This is a genomic window from Streptomyces sp. NPDC041129, assembly GCF_055592265.1.
Genome location: NZ_JBVIYV010000006.1, coordinates 463,781 through 472,059, shown reverse-complemented (window position 1 = coordinate 472,059; position 8,279 = coordinate 463,781). Strand labels below are relative to the sequence as shown.

The window sequence follows — 8,279 nt, the reverse complement described above, 5'->3', positions numbered from 1 at the left end:
GGCGTTGATTTTTGGCACGCTGTTGAGTTCTCAAGGAACGGTCGCTTCCTTTGTACTCACCCTCTCGGGCTTTCCTCCGGGCGCTTCCCTTCGTTGTTCCAAACTCTATCAGTGTTTTTCCGACTCTCTGACCACCGTCCGCGGACATGCGGAAGGGATCCCGAGAGAGGATCTGACCAGTTTGGTTGCTGCCGGGCCGCGACACTTTCGCGCCGCACCGCCCCAAGCAGGAGTACGACAGTACACGGGGCCGCGAAGACCATGCAAATCGACGGGGTTGGTGGTCTAGACCACTAGCTGGTAGGTTCCATACGGAACCGTCACTTCCTTTGGCATACGCTGCTGCTCAGCGCGCCGTTTACGGGACAGGCAGTGACGGCCCCACCTGCAGCTCCACTCCTGGGAGGCTTCCCATGACCACAGTGATGTCCCCTCTCGCCGGTCGGGCCATCGGACTGGCCGACGTGCCGGATCCGGTTTTCTCCGGGGCCATGGTCGGCCCGGGTACCGCGATCGACCCCGTGCGTGAGCCCTCCGAGGCCGTGGCGCCGGTGGACGGCGTCATCGTTTCCCTGCACCCGCACGCCTTCGTCGTGGTCGACGAAACCGGGCACGGAGTGCTCACCCACCTCGGCATCGACACCGTTCAGCTCAACGGCGAGGGCTTCGAGCTGCTCGTCAGCAAGGGCGACACCGTGACGCGCGGACAGAGCATCGTGCGCTGGGACCCGGCCGCGGTCGAGGCGGCCGGCAAGTCTCCCGTGTGCCCCGTAGTGGCCCTCGAGGCGACCGCCGAGTCCCTTTCCGATCTGCGGGACAGCGGTGACGTGAAGGCCGGCGACAGCCTCTTCTCCTGGAACTGACGGCAGGGCCGCCCTCCGGCGGCGTACAGGACGACCACCGCGGCGGCGGTCCCGCCGCAGTATCGGAGACGGTGAGATGGAGACAACGCTGCGAGGCGTCGGCGTGAGCCACGGTGTGGCGATCGGCGAGGTTCGGCACATGGGAACGGCGGTGCTCGAGCCGCCTGCCAAGCAGATACCCGCGGACGAGGCGGGACGCGAGCAGGGACGGGCCCGCCAGGCGGTGGATGCCGTGGCGGCCGATCTGATGGCGCGCGGCAATCTGGCCGGCGGCGAGGCCCAGGCGGTTCTCGAGGCGCAGGCCATGATGGCTCAGGATCCCGAGCTGATGGCGGACGTGGAGCGGCGGATCGCCGTAGGCAGCACGGCCGAGCGTGCCGTGTACGACGCGTTCGCCGCGTACCGCGAGCTGCTGGCCGGTGCCGGGGAGTACCTCGCCGGGCGCGTGGCCGACCTGGACGACGTGCGGAACCGGATCGTCGCCCGGCTGCTGGGCGTGCCGATGCCGGGTGTCCCGGACAGTGACAAGCCCTATGTGCTGGTGGCCCGCGATCTGGCGCCCGCGGACACGGCGCTGCTGGACCCCACGCTCGTCCTCGGTTTCGTGACCGAGGAGGGCGGGCCGACCAGTCACAGCGCCATCCTGGCCCGCGCCCTGGGCGTTCCGGCCGTCGTGGCCCTGCCGGGCGCCGGGGAACTGGCCGAGGGGAAGGTGGTCGCGGTCGACGGCAGCACCGGTGACGTCTTCGTGAACCCGAGCGCCGAGAAGAGGGCCGAGCTGGAGTCGGCGGCCGCCGAGCGCAAGGCCGCGCTGGCCGCTTCCACCGGTCCGGGTGCCACGGCCGACGGGCACAAGATGCCGCTGTTGGCCAACGTCGGCGGTCCCGCGGACGTGCCGGCCGCCGTGGAGGCCGGGGCCGAGGGTGTCGGTCTGTTCCGCACGGAGTTCCTGTTCCTGGACGACAGCAAGAACGCGCCCTCCGAGGACAAGCAGGTGGAGGCCTACCGGCAGGTGCTGGAGGCGTTCCCCGAGGGTCGTGTGGTGGTGCGGGTGCTGGACGCGGGCGCGGACAAGCCGCTTGAGTTCCTGACCCCGGCGGACGAGCCGAACCCGGCGCTGGGCGTGCGGGGTCTGCGGACACTGCTCGACCACCCCGACGTCCTGCGCACCCAGCTGACCGCGCTGGCCAGGGCGGCGGAGGGGCTGCCGGTCTACCTCGAGGTCATGGCGCCCATGGTCGCCGACCGCGCGGACGCCAAGGCGTTCGCGGACGCCTGCCGCGAGGCGGGGCTCCGGGCGAAGTTCGGCGCCATGGTGGAGATCCCGTCCGCGGCGCTGCGGGCGCGTTCGATCCTGCAGGAGGTCGAGTTCCTTTCGCTGGGGACCAATGACCTCGCGCAGTACACCTTCGCCGCGGACCGCCAGGTCGGTGCGGTGTCACGGCTCCAGGACCCGTGGCAGCCGGCGCTGCTCGACCTGGTGGCACTGTCCGCCGAGGCGGCCAAGGCCGAGGGCAAGAGCTGCGGGGTGTGCGGCGAGGCCGCGTCCGATCCGCTGCTGGCCTGTGTGCTGACCGGTCTGGGTGTCACCTCCCTGTCCATGGGCGCGGCGTCGCTCCCCTACGTCCGGGCGACGCTGGCGAAGTACACGCTGGCGCAGTGCGAGCGGGCCGCCGCCGCCGCGCGGGCGGCGGACAGCGCGGCGGAGGCACGGAATGCCGCGCAGGCGGTGCTGTCCGGGGAGTAGCCGATCCCGGCTCGCACCGGATGGCCGGTCCAGGGGCGTCCCGCCGTCGGGTGGGGCGCCCCTGGTGCGTTTCAGTGGCGGTGGTCCGGTGGCGTGTCCGCCGGTCCGAGGTCGGGCGGTGCGCAGTAGTCGACGTCGGGTTCGGGGCTGATGAGGTCGCCGGATTCGGCGTCCGTGCAGTAGGCGTCGAAGACCTCGGCGGCGCTGAGGGGCGAGAGGTTGCCTCCGCGCAGTCGCCAGCCGTGCACGCGGTCGGCCGTACCGGGAGAGCTGACGCGCATGACCAGGCCGCCGGGGCTCCTGGTGGCGAGGCCGAGGGCGAGGACGCTGGTGAATTCGAGGGCTTCCGCCTCGTCGAGTTCGGTGCTGCCCGCGGTGTCCTGGTCGGCGTGGAGGACGGCGACCAGGGTCTCCGCCGGCGCCGAGACGCTGCAGACGAGGTGGCGGTCGCCGGGTGGGGCGGTGTCGAGGATGCGGACGACGAGGTCGGACGCGCGGGTGAAGGCGGCGCGGCCGATGTCCTCGCCGCAGGTGGTGCAGGGGCCGAGGCGGGCCAGGAGAATGGTGGCGTACTCCCAGGTGGCTCGCCGTACGGCTTCGTCGACGAGGTCGGGCAGGAGTGCGGTGAGAGGACGGCCGTCGTAGGGGACGGTGGGGCCGGTGGCCGCCAGTCGCGCGGTGAAGCGGGCACGGCTGGCGGATGCTTCCGGGTCGAGGCCGGTTTCCGCGCAGAACGCGGCGTAGTCCTCGGGGTCGAACAGGGCCAGCGTGGTGTGTCCGCCCTGGGCCGCCCGGCTCTTCAGCAGGGACTCCACCTGTTGCAGGTACGTGGTGTGGTCGTCGAAGCCGAAGCTGCGGTAGCGCCGCATGACACTGAAGTCGTGTTCGTCGGTGAGCAGGCCGATGGTGCCGACGATCTCGCGGCGCAGGACGCGTCGCATCGTCTGCTGGTCGGTGTGCGCCATGTTTCCCCCAAGTGCGCGGTCGATCAATGCTCACTCACAGTAACCGCGGGCACTGACAACGGTCCCCGGCGGGGGCGTTCGGCCGGGGCTGCCGCGCGTCCGGCTCCGGCCTCGGCCGCCGTGGCGGGGGAGGCCGGAGCCGGACGCGGGAGGGGTTCGGGTCAGGCGCGCTTGCGGGCCAGTTCCTCGTAGAAGCCCAGCAGGGTGAGGTTGTCGATGGAGCCGGGGTTGACGGCTTTCTCCAGGGGGGTGCCCTGGAGAAGGCGCTTGACCGGGACCTCGATGCGCTTGCCGGTGAGGGTGTGCGGGATGCCTGGGACAGCGATGACCTCGTCGGGCACGTGGCGCGGCGAGAGCTGTTCGCGGATGGCCTGCTTGATGCGGTTCAGGAGCGTCTCGTCGAGGACGGCGTCCGGTGCCAGGTGCACGAAGAGCGGCATCCAGTAGCCCCCGTCGGGCTGCTCGATGCCGATGACGAGGGACTCCTTGATTTCCGGCAGCCGTTCGACCACTTCGTAGATGTCGGCCGAGCCCATGCGTACGCCCTGCCGGTTGAGGGTGGAGTCGGAACGGCCGTGGATGATCACTGATCCGCGCGAGGTGAGGGTGATCCAGTCGCCGTGCCGCCAGACGCCCGGGTAGGTGTCGAAGTAGCTGCCGTGGTAGCGGCTGCCGTCGGGGTCGTTCCAGAAGTGGATCGGCATGGACGGCATGGGGTTGGTGACGACCAGTTCGCCCACCTCGTCGACGAGGGGTTTGCCGCTCGGGTCCCAGGACTGCAGGTCGGTGCCGAGGCCGGGCGCCTGGAGTTCGCCGGTGTACACCGGCAGGGTCGGTACGGCTCCCGCGAAGCAGGAGCAGACGTCCGTGCCACCGCTGACGGAGGCGATCCACAGGTCGTCGCTGACCTCGTCGTGCAGCCAGCGGAACCCGTCGGGCGGCAGTGGCGAGCCGGTGGTGGCGACGCACTTGACGCGGGAGAGGTCGAAGTCGCGGGAGGGGTGCACGCCCGCCTTGCGGCAGGCCATGACGTAGGCGGCGGAGGTGCCGTAGAGGGTGGCTCCGGTGCGTTCGGCGACGCGCCACTGGGCGCCGGTGTCCGGGTAGCCGGGGCTGCCGTCGTACAGGACGATCGTCGTGCCCGTGAGCAGGCCGGAGACGAGGAAGTTCCACATCATCCAGCCGGTCGAGGTGTACCAGAAGAAACGGTCCTCGGGGCCGAGGTCGCAGTGCAGCCCGAGCTGTTTGAGGTGCTCCACCAGGATGCCGCCCTGGGACTGGACGATGGCCTTGGGCAGGCCGGTGGTCCCGGAGGAGTACAGGACCCACAGCGGATGGCCGAACGGGACCTGCTCGAAGACGGGCTCGGTGTCGGCGGCCGTCAGTGCCGACCACTCCAGGGCGCCCTCGGGCGCTTCGGTGGCGAGGAGCGGGATGTGGACGACGGCGCGCAGTGTGGGCAGCTCCCGGCGCAGCTCGGCGACGGCCTCGCGGCGGTCGTGCTCCTTGCCGCCGTAGCGGTAGCCGTCGACGGTGAACAGTACGACGGGTTCGACCTGCTGGAAGCGGTCGAGGACACTGCGGGCGCCGAAGTCGGGGGCGCAGGAGGTCCACACGGCGCCGACGGCGGCCGTGGCCAGGAGGGCGACGACGGCTTCGGGGATGTTCGGGAGGTACCCGCTGACCCGGTCGCCGGGGCGGACGCCGAGGGCGCGGAGCTCTGCGGCGAGGGAACCCACCTGGCGGCGCAGCTCGGCCCAGGTCACCGGGCGCGGTTCGTGGGTCTCGTCGACGTACAGGAGCGCCGGCTCGTCGGGGCGGGCGGCCGCGGCGCGCAGGGCGTGCTCGGCGTAGTTGAGGGTGGCTCCGGGGAACCACTGGGCGCCGGGCATCGAGCGGTCGCCGAGCACGCGCGTGCAGGGGGCCGAGAACCTGACGTCGAACCAGTCGGTGACGGCCTTCCAGAACGTGTCCAGCTGCTCGACGGACCACTGGTGCAGTGCGGGGTATCCGCCGTCGGCCGGGGCACCGTGGTGCTCGGCGGCCCATGCCTGGAACTCGGTGATGCGGGCCTGGGCGATCCGCTCGGGATCGGGCTGCCAGAGCGGCTGGGGGTTCGCTGTCGACATGGGGCGGCTCCCGGGCTGTGCGCGTCGTGTGCGTCGGTCCGCGCACGGGCTGGGGTGTGCGCGTGACGCGGCTGACAGGGACGATGCCATGTGATCGACTTCTGCACCAGGGCGGGCCCCACATAGTCCGTGTCGTGAAGATGTGGCCCGGGCACGGGTGAACGGCAGTTGAACGACACGCGCGCGCGGGGCGGTCAGTGGCAGGGTGAACAGCATGGACGGTCGTGACCTGGTGCGTTCGGTGAGTGTCGGTGGTTCGGGGCGGGCGGCTCAGGGGTTGCGTACCGTGCGTGCGGCGTGGCGCAGACGGCGGATCGACGCCGCCGGGCTGCCCCCTCGGGGGGCCGAGCGCGCGCGGGTCCCGGGGCGCGTGCGGGGGGCGGAGCCGGGGCCGGGTGGCGGTCTGATCCGGTTCGGCCGGTCCGAGCTGCGGATCACCGTGACCGTCAGCGGGGCCGTGTTCTGGGGCTGGGACGGGGCGGGTCCGGAGCCGTCGTACGCGCTCGCCGGGGTGTGTCCGGAGCCCGATCCGCGGGCCGTGCTGGAGCCGGACAAGGACGGCGGCTGGCGGGTGGTGGCCGAGCGGGTGACGGTCGTCGTCTCACGGCACGGGGCGCTGCAGGTGTGCACTCCGGGCGGTGTGGTGCTGCGGCGGGAGACGCCGCCGCGGTGGTGGGAGCCGGTCGGCGGGGGCGTGGCGCGGTGGATGCAGCGGTCCGAGGTGGCCGCGGACGCCCGGTTCTTCGGTCTGGGCGGGCGTGCGGGCGGCCCGCGGCTGCGCGACGGCGCCTACCGGCTGTGGAACACCGATCCGGGCCGTGCGTTCGGTCCGGGGGACGATCCGCTGTACGTGACCATGCCGGTGCAGTTGGTCGTCGCGGACGCCGGGACCCATCTGATGTTCCACGACACCACGTGGGACGGCACGGTGAGCCTGCGGGAGGGCGAGGAGGGCGCCGGGTCCGGACACGACCGGGCGGGACGCTGTGAGCTGCGCATGGACGGCGGGCCGCTGCGTTGCTGGGTGATGGTGGGCACGCCCGCGCGCGTGCTGCTCACCTGGGCCTCGCTGACCGGGGCGCCCGCGCTGCCGCCCGCGTGGGCGCTCGGCCACCAGCACGCGCGGTGGGGCTTCGGCGGTGAGCAGGAGGTGCGCCGGATCGTCGCGGGATACCAGGAGCGCGATCTGCCGCTGGACGCCGTGCACCTGGACATCGACCACTACGACGGCCATCAGGTGTTCACCGTCGACCAGGAGCGTTTCCCCAAGCTGCCGGTGCTCGCTGAGGAGCTGCGCCGGGACGGTGTCCGGCTGGTGTCGATCGTCGACCCGGCGGTGAAGGCCGTGCCGGGCGGTGCCGTGTACGACAGCGGTTCGGCCCTGGACGCGTTCGTGCGGGACGGCGCGGGGCGGACGGTCCGGGGCGAGGTGTGGGCCGGTGAGTCGGTCTTCCCGGACTTCACGCACGCGCGCGTGCGCAAGTGGTGGGGCGGGCTGTACGAGGAGCGGCTGGGGCAGGGTTTCGCGGGGTTCTGGCACGACATGAACGAGCCGACGTCGTTCAGCGCCTTCGGTGAGACGACGCTGCCGCGTTCGGCGCGGCACGCCCTCGAAGGAAGCGGTGGCGACCATCGCGAGGCGCACAACGTCTACGCCCTCTGCATGGCCAGGGCGGGCTACGAGGGGCTGCGCGAGCTGTCGCCGCAGGAGCGGCCGTTCCTGTTCTCCCGGTCCGGCTGGGCGGGCATGCAGCGCTACGGCGGCACCTGGTCCGGGGACGTGGCGACGGGCTGGCCGGGGCTGCGGGCCTCGCTGTCGCTGGTTCTGGGGCTGGGTCTTTGCGGGGTGCCCTACTCGGGGCCGGATGTGGGCGGCTTCGACGGCAGTCCGTCGCCGGAGCTGTACCTGCGCTGGTTCCAACTCGGCGCCTACCTGCCGCTGTTCCGGACGCACGCCGGTCTGCGGGCGGGGCGCAGGGAGCCGTGGGAGTTCGGTGCCGAGGTGCTGGCGCACGCTCGCGCGGCGCTGCTCGAACGCCGGCGTCTGCTGCCGTACTTCGTGACGCTGGCGCACCTGGCGCGGCGCACCGGCGCGCCTTATGTGCGGCCGGTGTGGTGGGGGGCGCCCGAGGACCGCGCGCTGCGCGACTGTGAGGACGCGTTCCTCCTCGGGGACCAGCTGCTGGTGGCGCCGGTTCTCGACCCCGGCACCGGCCGGCGTGCGGTGCGGCTGCCGCGGGGCCGCTGGTACGACACGGTGACGGAGGAGGCGTACGACGGTCCGGGGCAGGTCTTCCTGGACGCGCCGGTGTCGCGGATCCCGGTGCTCGCGCGCGCGGGAGCGGTCGTTCCCGTCCGCGGCGAGGACGGCGCACTGGAACTGGAGGTGTGGGCGCCCGCCCGGGGGCGGACCGGGGGCGGGCTGGTCGTCCAGGACGCGGGGGACGGCTGGGACGAACCGGAGACCGAGCGCTACACGACCCGCCGGCAGGGCCGGCGGGTGGTGGTGACCTGGGAGCGGGAGGACGGCGCGGCGGAGCCGCCCCACCCGGTGCGGGTACGGGGACTCTGCTGA

At 72.2% G+C, this 8,279-nt stretch carries 5 protein-coding genes; 3 read left to right on the top strand and 2 right to left on the bottom strand.

All coding sequences use genetic code 11. From position 1 onward, the window contains the following. The first annotated feature begins 413 nt into the window (after window positions 1-413). Both ACZ6B1_RS22315 and ptsP read left to right on the top strand, forming a co-directional pair. Complete coding sequence (locus tag ACZ6B1_RS22315; RefSeq protein ID WP_468780869.1) at window positions 414-863, top strand: PTS sugar transporter subunit IIA; 450 nt, start codon at window positions 414-416, stop codon at window positions 861-863. Window positions 864-939: 76 nt separating this feature from the next. Continuing rightward, complete coding sequence (gene ptsP / locus ACZ6B1_RS22310) at window positions 940-2,610, top strand: phosphoenolpyruvate--protein phosphotransferase (protein ID WP_468780867.1); 1,671 nt, start codon at window positions 940-942, stop codon at window positions 2,608-2,610. Between the two features lie 71 nt (window positions 2,611-2,681). Here ptsP and ACZ6B1_RS22305 read toward each other — a convergent pair whose 3' ends face one another. Beyond that, window positions 2,682-3,575: a hypothetical protein gene (locus ACZ6B1_RS22305; protein WP_468780865.1), complete on the bottom strand. Its 894-nt coding sequence runs from the start codon at window positions 3,573-3,575 to the stop codon at window positions 2,682-2,684. A gap of 161 nt (window positions 3,576-3,736) precedes the next feature. Continuing rightward, window positions 3,737-5,704: an acetoacetate--CoA ligase gene (locus tag ACZ6B1_RS22300; protein ID WP_468780863.1), complete on the bottom strand. Its 1,968-nt coding sequence runs from the start codon at window positions 5,702-5,704 to the stop codon at window positions 3,737-3,739. Window positions 5,705-5,918: 214 nt separating this feature from the next. On the opposite strand from ACZ6B1_RS22300, the gene ACZ6B1_RS22295 reads away from it, so the two are divergent. Further along, entirely contained in the window at window positions 5,919-8,279 is a 2,361-nt protein-coding gene (locus ACZ6B1_RS22295) for a glycoside hydrolase family 31 protein (RefSeq protein ID WP_468780861.1), read from the top strand.